The following is a 15,268-nucleotide window of genomic DNA, read 5'->3' as shown; positions in this document are numbered from 1 at the left end:
ACCGGGGCCGCTCCCCGCAGAGCCAGGATTCCGCGGGGTCAGGAGTCCGCAGCCGCCCTGGCGGCGCTGCCCAGCAGCGCCGTGGCCAGCTCTTCGGCCACACCGTCGGCATCGTGGTGCCCGACGACCGCGTCGGCGCAGGCCAGCACCTCGCTGTGGGCGTTGGCCACGGCGATGCCCCGGCCGGCCCAGGTGAGCATCGGCAGGTCGTTGGGCATGTCGCCGAAGGCCCACACGTCGGAGGCGTCGACGCCGAGCCGCGCGCACCAGCGGGCCAGCGCGGCGGCCTTGTCGACGCCGGGCGGCATGAGCTCGGCCAGGCCGACGGCGCCCGAGTACGCCAGCTGGGCGTGCGGCCCGATGGCGCCGCGCACCGCGGCGAAGAACTGTTCCTGCGCGAGCCGGATCTCCTCGGGCGGGTCGACGACGATGCCCGGCGGCGGGATGTACGCGGGATCGAGCGCGAGGATCTTCGACACCGGCCCACGTGCGCGGTCCGCACCGAGCGTGTCCTCGACCGGGACGGACCAGAGACCCGGGTCCAGGGCCGGTTCCCGGTTGGGGTAGGTCGGGTCGAACACGACGCCGCCCGGCCGCTCGAAGGCGAGCGCGGCGTGCGGCAGCGCGGCGCGGATCCCGGTCACGACGGCGAGCGCCGCGTCGTCGTCGAACCCGCAGGTGTCGAGCGTCTCGCCGGAGGCGAGGTCGAGCACACAGGCCCCGCCGATGCAGATGACGCGGCCGTGGCCGCCGACGGCGTCCGTGAACCGGGTCAGCCAGCGCGGCGGTCGGGCGGTCACGAAGACCACCTCGACGCCTGCCGCGTCGAGGTCGGCGAGGACGTTCCGCGTGCGCTCCGAGACCTGGCCGCGGCTGTCGAGCAGCGTGCCGTCCAGGTCGGTGGCGACGACGCGGGGCAGGCGGGTCACCGCTCGCTCACCTCGTGCCTCAGCGCGCGCGACGTGACGACGCCCATCTCAGCCACCTCCGGTCCAGGTACGTACGCACACCCTAGACGCGGCGCTCGGCGCGACAAAGAGCCGCCGCATGTTCTACATGATTTACATGTTGTAACGTGTAGCTCAGACAGGAGCAGACACCCGAGCACGGGAGGCATGCGGTGGCCGACGACAAGAGTCCAGCGAAGTACGGTCCTGGAGGCCGCGGCTTCTACGGTTCGGTGACGGTGAGCGAGCGGGGGCAGATCGCGATCCCGGCCCAGGCCCGGCGCGACCTGGGGATCGAAGCGGGTGACAAGCTGCTGGTCCTCGCCGACCCTGAGCAGGGTCTCGCCCTGATGACCATCGACACGCTGATGCGCAACCTCCAGGGCTCGTCCACGCTGCTCGAGATGATCCAGCAACACGCCAAGGACGGCGCAGACGACACGGACGAGGCGGAGTAGCCGCATGGGCAACCCGGTCACGTCACCGTCGTCGGTCATGGTCACCCGGACGGCCCGCAGAGCGCCGGCACCGGACCTGGCGCGGGGTGGGATGCTGCTGTTCATCACGTTCGCGCACGCCCCGCTGTTCGTGTCCGCGATCGACCGTGGACCCGAGGTGGTCAACGAGATCACGAAGGTCTTCCATCTGCTCTTCGTGCACAACCACGCGCGGCCGCTGTTCGCGTTCCTCTTCGGTTACGCCCTCGTCCAGATGATGAACCGGCAGCAGGAGCGCGGCGCGAGCTGGACCGACGTCCGCACGCTGGTGCGACGACGAGGCTGGTGGCTCGTCGTCATCGGCGCAGTCCACGTACTGCTCTTCACGCCGCTCGACATCCTGGCGCCGTACGGGATCGCCGGGCTGCTGCTCGCCGGGCTGCTCCGGGCCAAGGACTCCACCCTGCTCTGGGTGAGCGGGCTGACGATGATCCCGGCGACGGCGGCGGCCGCCCTCGGGATGTGGCTCCCGTTGTCGCAGGGCATCTCGAGCTACACCGTCGGCAGCGTGGCCACGGGCGACCGGACCTGGACCGAGGCGTTCGTCGACCGGACCACGAGCTGGCCGTACGGCCTGGTCATCGGGGTCCTGCTCGTCATCCCCGGGGTCGTGCTCGGGATGTGGGTGGCGCGACGCCGAGTCCTGGACGAACCGGAGAACCACCGCGCGCTGCTCTGGCGCTTCTCGGTCGCTGCCACGGTGGCGTCGGTCCTCGGCGCGCTCCCTGCCGTACTGCTCGAGCTCGGGACGTGGTCGAACGAGAACCCGGTTGTCGTGCTGACCGCGGCAGTCGCCCAGCCGCTCACCGGCTATGTGGGCGGAATCGCTCTGGCGGGCTTCATCGCGCTGATCGCGTGCTCCGTGGCCGACCGCCCCGGCCGGCTGACGACCGCCGTTCAGGCACTGGGCCAGCGGTCGATGAGCATGTACCTGTTCCAGACCGTGGTGTGGGTCGCGGTCTTCACGCCCTTCGGCCTGGGGCTGGAGGACCGGATGGGGCTCGCGGGCGCCACCGCCGTCGCGATCGCCACCTGGGTGGTCTCGGTGATCATCGCCGACCTGATGCACAGGGCCGGTTACCGCGGGCCGGCGGAGATCCTGCTGCGCCGGCTGTCGTACACCCGGGCGAGATCGGCTGCCCGGTGAGCCGGGAATGCTTCGGGCAGGTCACGCGCTGAGCTCGGCCACCGACCGGTGCCGCTCGGGGACGAGCGGTCCGACCAGGACCGCGTCAGCCCATCAGCAGCGCCGCCACCGACACGAGGGCCGACACGACGAGCAGGCAGAGGACCACGCGCTCGTACCGCGAGCTGCCGAACGCGTGGAACGCCCGGGCGCCCACCAGCTGCCCCAGCAGCGCCGCGCCGACGAGCGGCAGCCAGTACTCGTACGTCTGCCACGTTCCCGCGATCACCAGTGACGCGACACTCAGCGGCAGGCGCACGAGCGAGACGGTGACGAGGGTGTCCCGCATCGCGTGCGGCGCCAGGTCACGGTGGACCAGGTAGTAGACGCTGGGCGGACCACCGAGGGAGGTCGAGGTGCTCAGCGCACCCGAGAGAAGACCGGCCGGCACGGCCCACACGGGCCGGACGACGACACCACGCTCCCGCGAGCGCAGCCGCAGCACCACCGCGCCGATCACCACGCAGGCGACGAAGATCTGGAGGCCGGACGCCGGCAACCAGGCCAGCAGCCAGGCGCCGACCAGCATGCCCGGCACGGACCAGCCGGCGAGCGCCCAGACCTCCCGGCCGACCGGCCGCGGCACGCTGCGCCGCATCGCCAGGATCGCCACATCGCAGACGGTGCCGGTGATGATGATCGTCGAGACCGCCTCGGCCCCGCCGATGGTCGCGGCGAGCAGCGGGGCGCTCAGCAGCGCGAACCCGAAACCCGACAGCGACTGCAGGATGGCGCTGACGAAGATCAGCGCGAAGAGGGCGCCGAGGAGGATCCCGCCGTCCAGGTCCACGGCGCTCAGGCGGCACGCAGCCCGACGGCGGGCAGGATGACCTCGTCGATGTTCGAGAGCAGGAACTCCCGGTCGACCGGCTTGCGCAGCAGGAGCACCCGGTACGCGACCAGCGCCGGGCCGATCATGCAGAGCTTCTCGACGTCGACGTCCGACGGGATCTCGCCCCGGTCGATCGCGCGCCGGAAGAAGATGCGGTTGACGGCGGCTCGCGGCTCGACCAGCGCCTCTTGCGCGGCGGCGGCCATCTCGGGGTTGCGGGCGATCATGGACACGATCCCGGCCATCACCTTGAGCTTCCGCTCACTGTCGCGGATGCTCGGCGGCTTGATCATCGCGACCAGGTCCCCGCGCAGCGTTCCCGTGTCGGGCAGGCTGTCGACGTCGAGGTCCCTGCCCTTCATGCAGGCGACGGCGTCGAGCACCAGGTCGGACTTGGACGGCCACCGGCGGTAGAGCGTCGCCTTGCCTGCCTTGGCGCGCGTCGCGACCATCTCGACCGTCATCCCGTCGTAGCCGGTCTCCGCCAGGACGTCGAGCGCGACGTCCAGGATCTCGGGGTCGCGAGTGTGGTCCCGTTTGCGCCCGAGCCGGGGCTTCACCGTGGCGTGCTCGATCTGCGCCATCGCAGCCGCCCTCCTTCCTGTCCGACTCGACCTTACCGTTGGGTTAATTATTGAACCAGCCATATCCGGAACTCCGCAGTACCGTATATGGTGGCGCGTATGTCCGATACCTCAACACTCGCCACCGACGGTCGGCGCTGGATCACGCTCGTCGTGGTCGGGCTCGCACAGCTCATGGTCGTGCTCGATGCGACTGTCGTGAACATCGCGCTCCCGTCCGCCCAGGCCGACCTCGGCTTCTCGGACGGTCAGCGCCAGTGGGTCATCACCGCCTACTCGCTCGCCTTCGCCAGCCTGCTCCTCCTCGGCGGACGCCTTTCCGACCTCGTCGGCCGGAAGCGGACGTTCGTCATCGGCCTCATCGGCTTCGCGATCGCCTCGGCCCTGGGCGGCGCGGCCGGCTCGTTCGAGCTGCTCGTCGCCGCACGTGCGCTGCAGGGCGTGTTCGGCGCCCTGCTGGCCCCCACCGCGCTCGCCGTGCTGACCACCACCTTCACCGTCCCGAAGGAGCGCGCCCGCGCGTTCGGCGTGTTCGGCGCGATAGCCGGCGCGGGTGGCGCCGTCGGGCTGCTGCTCGGTGGTGTCCTGACGGAGACTCTCGACTGGCGCTGGAACCTCTACATCAACGTCTTCATCGCCGCGTTCGCCCTCGTCGGCGCCTTCGTCTTCATCCCGCGGATCACCCGCACCGGTCCGCGGCCGAGCCTGGACGTGCCGGGCACGCTGCTCGTGTCGGGCGCGCTCTTCGGCCTCGTCTACGGCTTCTCGAACGCCGAGACCGGCGGCTGGGAGACGCCCCTGACCTGGGGCATGCTCGCGAGCGCCGTCGTGCTGCTCACCGCGTTCGTCGCCTGGCAGGCACGAGCGGCCCACCCGTTGCTGCCGCTCTCGATAGTCCTCGACCGCAACCGCGGCGCCGCCTACCTCTCGGTGCTGATCGCGGGTGCGGGGATGTTCGGCATCTTCCTCTTCGTCACCTACTACCTGCAGCTCACGCTCGGGTACTCACCGATCCAGACGGGTCTGTCGTTCCTGCCCATGATCGGGATGCTGGTGCTCGCCGCCCAGCTCGGCACCAACCTGTTCGTGCCCAGGTTCGGGCCCAAGCTCATGGTGCCGATCGGCATGACGCTCGGCGCGACCGGCATGTTCTTCCTGACGTTCCTGGACGCCTCGAGCTCCTACGCCGCGAACGTGCTGCCGCCGCTGATGATCGTCGGCTTCGCGATGGGCACGATCATGCCCGCGTCGATGCAGACCGCCACGCTCGGTGTCGACCGGCAGTTCGCAGGCGTCGCGTCGGCGATGGTGAACACGAGCCAGCAGGTCGGCGGCTCGATCGGCACCGCGCTGCTCAACACCCTTGCCGCCACGGCCGCTGCCGACTACCTCGCTGCCCACGCGCCGGTGACCGAGGCGGTCGGCGTGCAGGCAGCGATCACCAGCTACTCGACCACGTACTGGTGGGGCGCCGGGTTCTTCGCCCTGGGCGCGGTGCTGTCGGCGCTGCTGTTCCGCCGCCGCGGTGACGGGTTGTCGCTCGCGACCACGCCCCCGGCACAGGTACAGACCGAGCGCACCGCCGACCCTCTACTTGTCCCCTGATGCCGACTTGGACTCGACCTACCACGCAGCGGCCCTGGCCCATCGCCCTACATCACGTCGAAGAAGGTGTCCGGTCGTCCGAGGAACCTTTTCCACAGGTTGACCGATTCCAGCTCGGACCACGTGCGCTCCGCGATCCCGTGCTCCGTCATCTCCAGGATCTGGGCACCGGGCAGAGCTGCCACCAAGGGTGAGTGGGTCGCGTAGATGACCTGCGCCGCGTGGTCGGTCACCAGGTCCTGCAACCGGTACAGCAGCTGCAGCGTGGACTCGAACGACAGCGGCCCCTCGGCCTCGTCCAGGAGGTAGAGGCCGGGACCGCTGAACCTGCCGGCGATCGCCTGGAGGTACGACTCGCCATGGCTGACCTCCGTGGACAACCGGTCACCGTAGCCGGTGACTCCGGCCTCGGTCATGAACGCAAGCATCCCGAACGCGGTCTCCGCACGCAGGTAGAAACCCTTCGCGCTCTGGCGGGTCATGCGCGTCCCTGCGATGGTCCTGTCCAGGATGATCGCCTCACCCAAGGGACTCTTCTCCATGCCGCTGGCGTACTTGCGACCACCGTGCCCGCCGCGTACGTCGATCCCGTACGTCTCGGCGATGGCCTCCAGCACGGTGGACTTACCGGACCCGTTCGCACCCACCAGGATCACGATGCTGCTGGTCAACCGCATACCGTGCGCGGCGAGGTCAGCGACGGCCGGAATCGTCCACGGCCAGGCGCCCTCGTCGACATGGGCCGGCTTGACGCTCACTCGCTCGATCAGCACCGCCTCAGGCTAACGACACGACCTCGTCGTCCGGGCGGAGCGTCTGGAGTTGCACCTTCCGTAGCGGCATGTGGTCCTGTGGACTCACGTCCCGCCCCACTGAGGAAGGCCCTGCTCATGGATTCGACCTTCATCCCGCCGCGCCAGGTCAAGATCGGTGACGCGGCGGCCTTCGTCGGCGTCACACCGCGGACGATCCGTCACTACCACGAGATCGGCCTGCTCCCCGAGCCCGAACGGGGCAGCGACGACCGTCGCCGCTACGGCTACGACGACATCATCCGACTGCTGTGGATCCGCAAGATGGCCGACGCCGGGATCGCCCTGGACGACATCCGTGGCGCCTTCGCCGACACGCCTTCTGCCGATGTCGACGGCGACCGCGGCATCGCGGGCATCCTGGAACGGCTGGAGGAGACCCTCGTCGCCCAGGAAGCAGAGCTGCGGCGACAGCGGGCTGCCGTGCAGCGCATGCGCACCGAAGGCAGCAGGATGGGCCTGCTCTCCGACTTCGTCACCAGCCGCCTCAAGAACCTGCCCGAAGGTTCCCTGCGCCAGGCGGACCTGGACGACCTGCTGGTCAGCGAGCGGCTCCTCAGCCCGCTCGGCGCGGCCATCCGGGCCGCCCGTTTCATCGCCCTGGCCACCCACCCGGATCTGCGGGCGGAATCCGACCGTGTCGAGGCCGCCGAGGAGGCCCTCGATGACACGGTCGCTGTCGACGACCCCCGCGTGGCGCAGATGGCCGCCGACCGGTACGCCTTCGAAAGGGCGCTGGAAGCCGTCATGGAGGAGTCCAGCCTGGCCGAGAGCGACGATGCGATCATCGACTCCTGGGACGCCTTGCACCCCGCTGACGCTGATGAGGGCGCGGCCTGCAAGAGCCCTGGCAGGGAGCAAGGGTCCATGAGCGTGTTGGAAACCCTCAGACAGATGCCTTTGGACCTCTCCCCGGCCCGCCTGCGCTCCATGGAGCTGGTCGCGCAGACGATGTCTGATGCCGCGGAGACCTCCTGACGGACCGGGCGGACAGCCATCGGTGTTCCGGCAGCCACCGGTCAGCGGTAGTTCGTGGATCCGGGTTGCGTTGCTTGACCTCGCCCAAAGGGCAACGCCCATGCTGGGGACACCGATAGCCCGACAGCGCAGGAGACCCATGGAGAACGAGAAGAACGACCTGACCGCCGGCAACTTCCAGGAGATGACCGGCCTGACCGCCAAGGCGCTCCGCCTCTATGCCGAGCGAGGCATCCTGACGCCGGCATCGGTCGACCCGGACACCGGATACCGCCGCTACGCACGCGCGCAGCTCCAGCACGGGATGACCACCGACCTCCTGCGACGCGCCCAGGTCCCCTTGTCCGAGCTCGCCTCGGCGACCAGCTTCCCCTTCGACCGGTGGCGCGAGACGGTCCAGATGAGACGCCACCTCGAGGACTTCTATCTTGCCGTCGCCGAGCGAGTCACCGCGTTCGACCCGGCGGACTTCACCGCCCACGCCTCCGAGGCCCCGGCGCTCGACTGGGTCGGCGTCGTCCTCGACCTCGACGTCCCCGAGGACATCGAAGGCAGGATCGAGACGTTCACCGGTCTGGCGGTCGAGACACCCGCCGTCGGCAAGGCGTTCGGCGAGGCGCTCACCGACCTCGGCGTCGGACCCACCGACGTGTGCTGGACAGCGGCCCCCGACACGAGCACGAGGAGCGGGGGCGGGCAGCTTCTCCTGGCCCGCCCCGGTCCGGTCCATCTCGCTGAGGCTGATCGCGAGCACATCGCGGAGCGAGTGCGTTCCAGCACCGGACGGAGCGTCGTCCCGGCGACAGGGACACTCCCAGCACGCGTCGAGATCACGTTCACGGCCGCCGCCACCGATGATCCGACACCGGTCGAGGAGGCCGCCGCCGGATATCTGCACGTGCTCGCCTTCGAGGACTACGTCCGACGACACCGGCTCACCGCCGTCCTGCCCACCGCACGGCAGGTGATCCATGCGGCGACGTGGTTCCCGCTCGATGCTGTCGGTGAACCGACCAGCGTCTTCGACGTACTCCCAGCCGCACCCGCGGTCTGAGGGCCTGACCCGACGCCCCGCGACTCAGGCCGCGATGACCGCACCACTCCGGAAGAGGTATGCGCGCCTAGCTGGATGGCAGTGGCTCGCGGACAACCACACGGACCCTGTCCGGCTACTGCCTGGTCCGCGGCGACATCCACCGGCTCAACCTGCTCGTGCACGGCACCAGGTTCGTCTGACCGACTGGGCCTGGTCCCGGACCGGACCACCCTGGGTCGACGCCGCGCTACTGGTTCCCCGGCCTATCGGTGACGGACACGAGCCAGTCGAGGCCGAGCACTTCGTGTCCGGCACCTGGGGTATGCAGCACGCCAGCGCGATAGGGGACGCCATCACGGCGTTCGCCGCAGCCACATACGGCCAGTGGCGCCGTCTTGCAGTCGCCTACCCGAGTCCACATCTGGAATCGGCGGTTCGCGGCGCACGCCCAGTACCGGCTGCCCGTGAACTAGCCGCCCTCGGGAAACCTGGAGGGTTATCGGTCGATGCTCGGCGCGGTTCGTTTGATCGGGGGCGGGTTCAGGCTTCCGCGTAGGACCTCGCCTCTCGGCGAGTAGAGACGCAGCATCGGGGCGAACGACCCTGACGGGGCCGGTAGCCAGTTCGCTTCCTTGTCAGGGCTGGGAGGCGTGTGCTGAAGATAGAAATCGAGAGACCCGTCGGCGTTGTAGTTGAACTGGTCGCGGTCCCTGATCACAAAACGGTCGATGGGGTTGGCGACCTGGAAGCCGTCCCCGTCGTACATCGTCAGTGACCAGAAGGCGTCCACGGCAGGGAGCTCGTCCTCGTCGAAATGCAGCACGTAGTCGTGGGTGCCGGAAAATGGCTCCCCGTTGGCGTCGGCGAACGCATTGGGATAGATCGCGTCCTCGGGAAGGTTTGCTCCGAGGCCTCCGAACGTGACCAGTGCACGGAGCCGGTAAGACGTGCCGTACGTGCCGAGATTCTGGCCCCAGCTCCAGCCGTTCCTGATCGTGCCGAGACTGCCGTCGAGAAGCGTCCGACGGATGTCGTTATGTGCAACCTGAGGCGCAGCGTTGATCGCCTCGATGACGTCAGCGTCTAGCGCTTCCACTGCGAAGTCCTGGCCTGCTCGGAGGCCGAGTGCCTGCATCCGGTGCACGATCGGGTAGTCGTTCGGGTGCGGCGGGTGGATCTTGAGCAGGTCGGCCAGCCGGGTGAAGAACTCAACCCCACTCATCGCGTTGACCTGGTCGAACGGTGGGGTCGTATCGTCGATGTCCTGTGCGGTCGGCTCCTCGCTCGGCGGCACATACTCCTGACCCCAGGCGCTCAAGGGGGTGAGTCGGTAGCCGTCCTGGATACGGTGCACGTTCTGGTAGTCATCGGGACCGTTGGTCTGGGTGCGGCCGATGATCCATGCGACCGGGGTCGGTGATCGGATCAGCTCGACGTCATCGGGAAGCTCGCCCGCCCAGTCGGGGCAAACGAGCGCGAAGTCGCGTGCACGTCCGCCGGTCGTGCGGGTGCCGGGCACGGCGAAGATGTCGGTCCACATGTCGTAGATCGGGACGAGGCAGTATCGGTCGGTCTCGGGCAGGCTGAGCACGACGGGCTCGTGACGCAGGTCCAGCCATGCCATCGAATACAGCGTGTCGAAGTTGAAGCGGACCACTTCCCGGGACTCAGCCCGGGGAAAGGCACGTGCGTGGGCGAACTGATTGACCGGCGCCCGCATCGACACGCTGTGTGCATCCGGCACGTTTGTCATCTGCCTGCGGGTGAGTTCCATCGTCACCAATGGGTATGCGTACTGATATACGTCAATCGCCAAGGCGTTCAGATCGGGTCGCACGTCGTCAACCTCCGGGCCCTCGTTGGCAACGAAACACCACTCACAGTACGGTCTTCACGTGGTGACCGCGCGACCGCAGGAACGACTCCTAGAGCACGTCCGGTGAATCGCGGAACCAGAGAAAGATCGTGGCGACGGTGGGTCTCGTGCGAAGAGCACAAACTGCTTGAGTTGGTTGGATCACCAATCAGGGGTCAGGTAGGGCCTGCATGGCGCGCGCGTGAGCGTGCCATTCGATGAGTTCGGCACGTCGGTCGAGAGCTTCATAACGTCCCGTGCGAACTGCCGCCGGGCTTGTGGAACCACCCCGCGACCCGGCTCCGTCCGGTGGACGTGCGCATTGCTGCGCGCGTAACTCTTTCGTGCAGGACGGCAGCGATGTCGTCAGCGCCGTGCAGGCTCCTGGTGGCTGCGACCCGAGGTAGGAGGCCGTAGACATCGTGGCCGTCTGCTTCAGCCATATCGAGAAGTTCGCTCCGCGTGGTGACGAGCAGTGGATCTTCTGGAACCCCAACGGAGACGAGCGCGGACTCTGGAACCGCAACAGCGCGTCACGGGCGTGGCGAACGAGCCACCGTCAGGTGGGACTGGACGCCTACACGCTCCACGACCTGCGGCACTTCTTCGCGTCGGGCCTGATCGCCGACAACTACGACGTCGTCACCGTCCAGCGGGCTCTGGACCATTCCAGCCCGACCACCACGCTCAGCGCCTACGGCCATCTGTGGCCGAGCGCAGAGGACAAGACCCGGGCAGCGGCCACGTCGCTCATGCGAACCGTGCTGTCCGCACAGCCCGCGACCGAGGCCGCGAAGTCCTCCTGACAGACCAAACGGGCGGCCACCGGCATCCCGGCGACCACCCGTCAGTCCATGCTCAACGTCTGCTCCTGCGGACTGTGTGCGGACTGGCAGCCCAGAACAGTCTGCTGGCCTGCATGTTCAGCGGTAGTTCGTGAACTGCAGCGCGAAGTCCAGGTCCGAGCCCTTCAGCAGCGCCATGACCTCCTGCAGCTGGTCGCGGGACTTGCTGGTCACGCGCACCTCGTCACCGGTGATCTGCGTCTTCACGCCCTTGGGGCCCTCTTCGCGGATGATCTTGGTGACCTTCTTCGCGGACTCCCCCGCAAGACCCTCCTTGAGCGTCGCGGCCAGGCGGTACTCCTTGCCGGACGGCTTGGGCTCCCGCTCGCCGACGTCGATCGACTTGAGGGAGATGCCGCGCTTGACCAGCTTGGTCTCGAAGACGTCGAGGGCGGCGAGCACGCGCTCCGACGAGTTGGCGGCGATCGCGATGCTCTCGCCGCTCCACTCGATCGAGGCGCCGACGTTCTTGAAGTCGTACCGCTGCGAGATCTCCTTGGCTGCCTGGTTCAGCGCGTTGTCGACCTCCTGGCGGTCGACCTTGCTGACGATGTCGAACGACGAGTCGGCCATGTGGTGCTCCTTCTATGTCATACCCGGGCGCCCCTGCACGTCCGGTGGGAATCTGGACAACCGTATCCGCAGCCACGGAAGGCGACGAACGCATTCCGCGGCGGCGAACGGATGGTTTCAGAGCATCCCGGGTGGGGTGCCCCAGTCCGGACCCGACGTCGGCCCGCCGATCCCGCCCGTGCCGTAGCCGCCGGACGGGCCGCCGGCCATGGCCTCGAGGCGGCGGATACGGTCCGGCATCGGCGGGTGCGTCGCGAACAGACGGCCGATCCCGGCGCCGCGGAACGGGTTCGCGATCATCACGTGGGACACGTTGGTGAGCTCACGGTCCTGCGGCAGCGGCGCGCGCTGCGTGCCCTGCTCCAGCTTGGCCAGCGCGGAGGCCAGCGCCAGCGGGTCGCCGGTGAGCCGAGCACCGTCCTCGTCGGCGTCGTACTCCCGCGTGCGGGAGATCGCCATCTGGATGAGCATCGCCGCGATCGGCGCGAGCAGCGCCATGGCGAGAGCGGCGAGCGGGTTGCCCCCCTCCCGGCGGTCACCGCCACCGAAGAACAGCAGGAACTGCGCCAGCGCCGTGATGAGGCCGGCCAGGGCGGACGCGACCGACGCCGTGAGGATGTCGCGGTTGTAGACGTGCATGAGCTCGTGCCCCAGCACGCCACGCAGCTCGCGCTCGTTCAGCAGCTGCAGGATCCCCTCCGTGCAGCACACCGCGGCGTTCTTCGGGTTACGACCCGTGGCGAACGCGTTGGGCGCCTTGGTGGGCGATATGTACAGCCGGGGCATCGGCTGACGCGCCGCCGTCGACAGCTCCCGCACGATGCGGTGCATCTCCGGTGCCTGCAGCTCGGTGACGGGATACGCGCGCATCGCGCGGATCGCCAGCTTGTCGGAGTTCCAGTAGCTGTACGCCGTCGTGCCCAGCCCGATGAGCACGAAGATCCACAGCATGCCGCTGGAGCCGCGCGCGAAGAGCGCCCAGAGCCCGAGGATCACGGCCCACATCCCACCGAACAGCGCGGCGGTCTTCAGCCCGTTGTAGTGCCTGTGCATCGCACTCCTTTCCTCCCAGCCGAACGCGCCGCACCGGGCGGCGGTTCCCACAATGCCGTCCAAGGAGGGCTGTGGCGAGACAGAAGTGGGGCGGAGCGACCGATCGGTACGCTCCGCCCCAGTTCTATCTCGGCCCGGCCCTACTTCGAAAGGGTCCTGCTGATCGTGATCATCTCGTCGCGCGGCACGACCTTCACACGCTCGCGGCCCTGGGCCTCGCCGAGCGCGCGCTCGTGCGCGTCCAGGAGCTCCCAGCCGGCCCACTCGACGTACTCCACGCCCTTGCCGGCGAGGAACTCGGTGACGGCCTCCGGCTCGCCCTGCGGAGCGGTCCGGCCGCCGTCCAGGTCGCCGGGCGCCTCGCCGTCGGCCACACCGGTGACGTCCTCGACGAGGTGCCGCACCGTCTCCGAGGCGTCGGACTTGGTGTGGCCGATGAGGCCCACCGGGCCACGCTTGATCCAGCCGGTCGCGTAGACGCCGGGGACCTGGTTGCCGTCGATGTCGACGACCCGGCCCTCGCGGTTGGTGATGACACCCTTGACGTCGTCGTAGGGGATCTCCGGCAGCGACGAGCCGAAGTAGCCGACGGCGCGGTAGACCGCCTGGACGGGCCAGTCGACGAACTCGCCGGTGCCCTTGACCGTGCCGTCGCCCTGCAGCGCGGTGCGCTCGGTACGGAACCCGACGACCTTGCCGTTCTCGCCGAGCACCTCGGCGGGGGCGTGCAGGAAGTGCAGGTGCAGACGGCGGGACGCCGTGTTCTGCGCCGGGTCCTTCAGCGTCCAGTCCACCAGGGTCTTCACGACCTGCTTGGTCTGGTTCGACGAGTTGATGGCGGACTCGGAGCCCTCGTCGAAGTCGAAGTCCTCCGGGTACACGACGATGTCGACGTCGGGCACGTGGCCCAGCTCGCGCAGCTCCAGCGGCGAGAACTTGACCTGAGCCGGGCCACGGCGCGCGAACACGTGCACGTCGGTGACCGGGGAGGTCTTCAGGATCTCGTACACGTTGGCCGGGACCTCGGTGGGGAGCAGGTCGTCCGCGTGCTTGGCCAGGATCCGGGCCACGTCGAGGGCGACGTTGCCGGCGCCGATCACGGCGACCTGCTCCGCCTCCAGCGGCCAGGTGCGCGGCACGTCCGGGTGGCCGTCGTACCAGGACACGAAGTCGGCGGCACCGTAGGAGCCGTCCAGGTCGATACCCGGGATGTCCAGCTCGGCATCCTTGATGGAGCCGGTGGAGAAGATGACGGCGTCGTAGAACTGGCGCAGGTCTTCGAGCTTCACGTCCACGCCGTAGTCCACGTTCGCGAGCAGACGGATGTCTCCGCGGCTCAGCACCTTGTGGAGCGCGACGATGATCTGCTTGATGCGCGGGTGGTCCGGGGCCACGCCGTACCGCACCAGACCGAACGGCGCGGGAAGGCGCTCGAACAGGTCGATGCTCACGTCGAGGTCGGTCTTGGACAGGATGTCGCTCGCGTAGATGCCGGCAGGGCCGGCGCCGACGACGGCGACGCGCAGGGGTCGGGTGGTGCTCACGAAGGGGCGCCTTCCGGGTCGAGGTCAGGAGGGGAAGCGAAGGCCGGTCCTGATTCTACCGACAGGGTAAGGATCACCTCACCGGGCGTCTCATGTTTCACGCCGTCCGCCCGGGATCGTCACTGACTGGGCTGGCCGGCGCTGATCTCCGTGATAGCGCGCCGCAGGTCCTCCTTGCCGCTGCCGCCCATGGCGCGCAGAGCGTTGTACGCCGGAACGACGGTGGCCGACGTGCGGCCGTCGGACACCCTCAGGGCGTCGATCGTCCGGGACCCGTAGACAGCCTGCACCACCCCCGCGTCCGCCGGACGCTGCACGGTCCAGCTGGGCGCGGTGCTGCGGCGTCCGGCCCAGACCTCGACCTGGCCGGCGGTGACGACCAGAGCCATGGGGCTACCGCCCATGCCCATCAGGCCGGGCGGGGCGTGGGCGAACGAGCCGGCCTCGTCGGCCGCCTCCGCCGTCGAGTAGGCGGGAATGACGACGGCGTCGGGCCGTCCCTGCCGAGCGTGGGAGGCCACACGGCTCGACCGGCCGATCATCACGGCCACCGTGATACCGCAGATCACCAGGACGACGGCGAGCGCGATCCACAGGGTGGCGTCGCCCAGACCGTCGCGCTGGATGGTGAGGAAGAGCCGCAACGCCGCGGCCAGAGCGAAGACGACGAGAGCACCGATCCAGATCTTCTTGCGGGTGTTCGCATTCATGAGGCCTCCGAGGGCGACGGGTCGGACATCAGAAGGGCGGCTCCAGACCGATGCCTGGAGCCGCCCTTCCGCACAGATCGAGTGCAGGTGTCTCAGATGCCCGAGGCGAGCTGCGAGTCGGCGTCCTGCAGCGTCGTAGCAGCCTGCTCCAGGAACGAGGCCATACCCTCGATACCCTCGATGGCCTGCTTCGCGCCCGTCGTGAACTCCT

15 protein-coding genes are annotated in these 15,268 nt (G+C 68.9%); 6 read left to right on the top strand and 9 right to left on the bottom strand.

Features of this window, described 5'->3' with window-relative positions:
- Window positions 1-38: 38 nt before the first annotated feature.
- On the bottom strand, window positions 39-929 hold the full coding sequence (locus tag LUU90_RS15795) for an HAD family hydrolase (protein ID WP_275004481.1): 891 nt from the start codon (window positions 927-929) through the stop codon (window positions 39-41).
- Window positions 930-1,120: 191 nt separating this feature from the next.
- Here LUU90_RS15795 and LUU90_RS15790 point away from each other — a divergent pair, with 191 nt between their 5' ends.
- Together LUU90_RS15790 and LUU90_RS15785 are read left to right on the top strand one after the other, a co-directional pair.
- Entirely contained in the window at window positions 1,121-1,405 is a 285-nt protein-coding gene (locus LUU90_RS15790) for an AbrB/MazE/SpoVT family DNA-binding domain-containing protein (RefSeq protein WP_275004480.1), read from the top strand.
- A gap of 4 nt (window positions 1,406-1,409) precedes the next feature.
- Window positions 1,410-2,591: a DUF418 domain-containing protein gene (locus LUU90_RS15785; protein ID WP_275004479.1), complete on the top strand. Its 1,182-nt coding sequence runs from the start codon at window positions 1,410-1,412 to the stop codon at window positions 2,589-2,591.
- A gap of 85 nt (window positions 2,592-2,676) precedes the next feature.
- Here the strand turns inward: LUU90_RS15785 and LUU90_RS15780 are convergent, their stop codons facing one another.
- The gene (locus LUU90_RS15780) at window positions 2,677-3,420 is read right to left on the bottom strand and encodes a sulfite exporter TauE/SafE family protein (protein ID WP_275004478.1); all 744 of its coding nucleotides are present in this window, start codon (window positions 3,418-3,420) and stop codon (window positions 2,677-2,679) included.
- Between the two features lie 5 nt (window positions 3,421-3,425).
- On the bottom strand, window positions 3,426-4,046 hold the full coding sequence (locus LUU90_RS15775; protein ID WP_275004476.1) for a TetR/AcrR family transcriptional regulator: 621 nt from the start codon (window positions 4,044-4,046) through the stop codon (window positions 3,426-3,428).
- 99 nt (window positions 4,047-4,145) lie between these two features.
- Here LUU90_RS15775 and LUU90_RS15770 point away from each other — a divergent pair, with 99 nt between their 5' ends.
- Window positions 4,146-5,651, top strand: coding sequence for an MFS transporter (locus LUU90_RS15770; protein WP_275004475.1), 1,506 nt, complete (start codon window positions 4,146-4,148; stop codon window positions 5,649-5,651).
- A gap of 47 nt (window positions 5,652-5,698) precedes the next feature.
- Here LUU90_RS15770 and LUU90_RS15765 read toward each other — a convergent pair whose 3' ends face one another.
- Window positions 5,699-6,424, bottom strand: coding sequence for an AAA family ATPase (locus LUU90_RS15765; RefSeq protein WP_275004474.1), 726 nt, complete (start codon window positions 6,422-6,424; stop codon window positions 5,699-5,701).
- Between the two features lie 117 nt (window positions 6,425-6,541).
- Between LUU90_RS15765 and LUU90_RS15760 the strand changes: the two genes are divergently transcribed.
- Window positions 6,542-7,441 carry a MerR family transcriptional regulator gene (locus tag LUU90_RS15760; RefSeq protein ID WP_275004472.1) on the top strand — a complete coding sequence of 300 codons (900 nt, stop codon included), beginning with the start codon at window positions 6,542-6,544 and terminating at the stop codon, window positions 7,439-7,441.
- Between the two features lie 139 nt (window positions 7,442-7,580).
- Window positions 7,581-8,495, top strand: coding sequence for a MerR family DNA-binding transcriptional regulator (locus LUU90_RS15755; protein ID WP_275004471.1), 915 nt, complete (start codon window positions 7,581-7,583; stop codon window positions 8,493-8,495).
- 478 nt (window positions 8,496-8,973) lie between these two features.
- On the opposite strand, the gene LUU90_RS15750 is transcribed toward LUU90_RS15755, so the two are convergent.
- Window positions 8,974-10,314, bottom strand: a complete 1,341-nt coding sequence (locus LUU90_RS15750; protein WP_275004469.1) for a DUF1254 domain-containing protein — start codon at window positions 10,312-10,314, stop codon at window positions 8,974-8,976.
- A gap of 440 nt (window positions 10,315-10,754) precedes the next feature.
- On the opposite strand from LUU90_RS15750, the gene LUU90_RS15745 reads away from it, so the two are divergent.
- A complete protein-coding gene (locus LUU90_RS15745) occupies window positions 10,755-11,138 on the top strand; it encodes a tyrosine-type recombinase/integrase (RefSeq protein ID WP_275004468.1) in 384 nt (127 codons plus the stop codon).
- 117 nt (window positions 11,139-11,255) lie between these two features.
- On the opposite strand, the gene LUU90_RS15740 is transcribed toward LUU90_RS15745, so the two are convergent.
- The 4 genes from LUU90_RS15740 to LUU90_RS15725 all read right to left on the bottom strand — a co-directional run bounded on the left by LUU90_RS15740 (window position 11,256) and on the right by LUU90_RS15725 (window position 15,057).
- Complete coding sequence (locus tag LUU90_RS15740; RefSeq protein WP_274993099.1) at window positions 11,256-11,750, bottom strand: YajQ family cyclic di-GMP-binding protein; 495 nt, start codon at window positions 11,748-11,750, stop codon at window positions 11,256-11,258.
- A 117-nt stretch (window positions 11,751-11,867) separates the two neighbouring features.
- Window positions 11,868-12,803, bottom strand: coding sequence for a zinc metalloprotease HtpX (gene htpX / locus LUU90_RS15735; RefSeq protein WP_275004466.1), 936 nt, complete (start codon window positions 12,801-12,803; stop codon window positions 11,868-11,870).
- 140 nt (window positions 12,804-12,943) lie between these two features.
- Window positions 12,944-14,347: an FAD-dependent oxidoreductase gene (locus LUU90_RS15730; protein WP_275004465.1), complete on the bottom strand. Its 1,404-nt coding sequence runs from the start codon at window positions 14,345-14,347 to the stop codon at window positions 12,944-12,946.
- Window positions 14,348-14,466: 119 nt separating this feature from the next.
- Window positions 14,467-15,057, bottom strand: a complete 591-nt coding sequence (locus LUU90_RS15725; RefSeq protein WP_275004464.1) for a hypothetical protein — start codon at window positions 15,055-15,057, stop codon at window positions 14,467-14,469.
- Between the last annotated feature and the right edge of the window lie 211 nt (window positions 15,058-15,268).

Source organism: Promicromonospora iranensis, from assembly GCF_028994775.1.
In the GTDB taxonomy this organism is placed as follows: domain Bacteria; phylum Actinomycetota; class Actinomycetes; order Actinomycetales; family Cellulomonadaceae; genus Promicromonospora; species Promicromonospora iranensis_A.
This window is presented reverse-complemented; position numbering and strand designations above follow the sequence as displayed.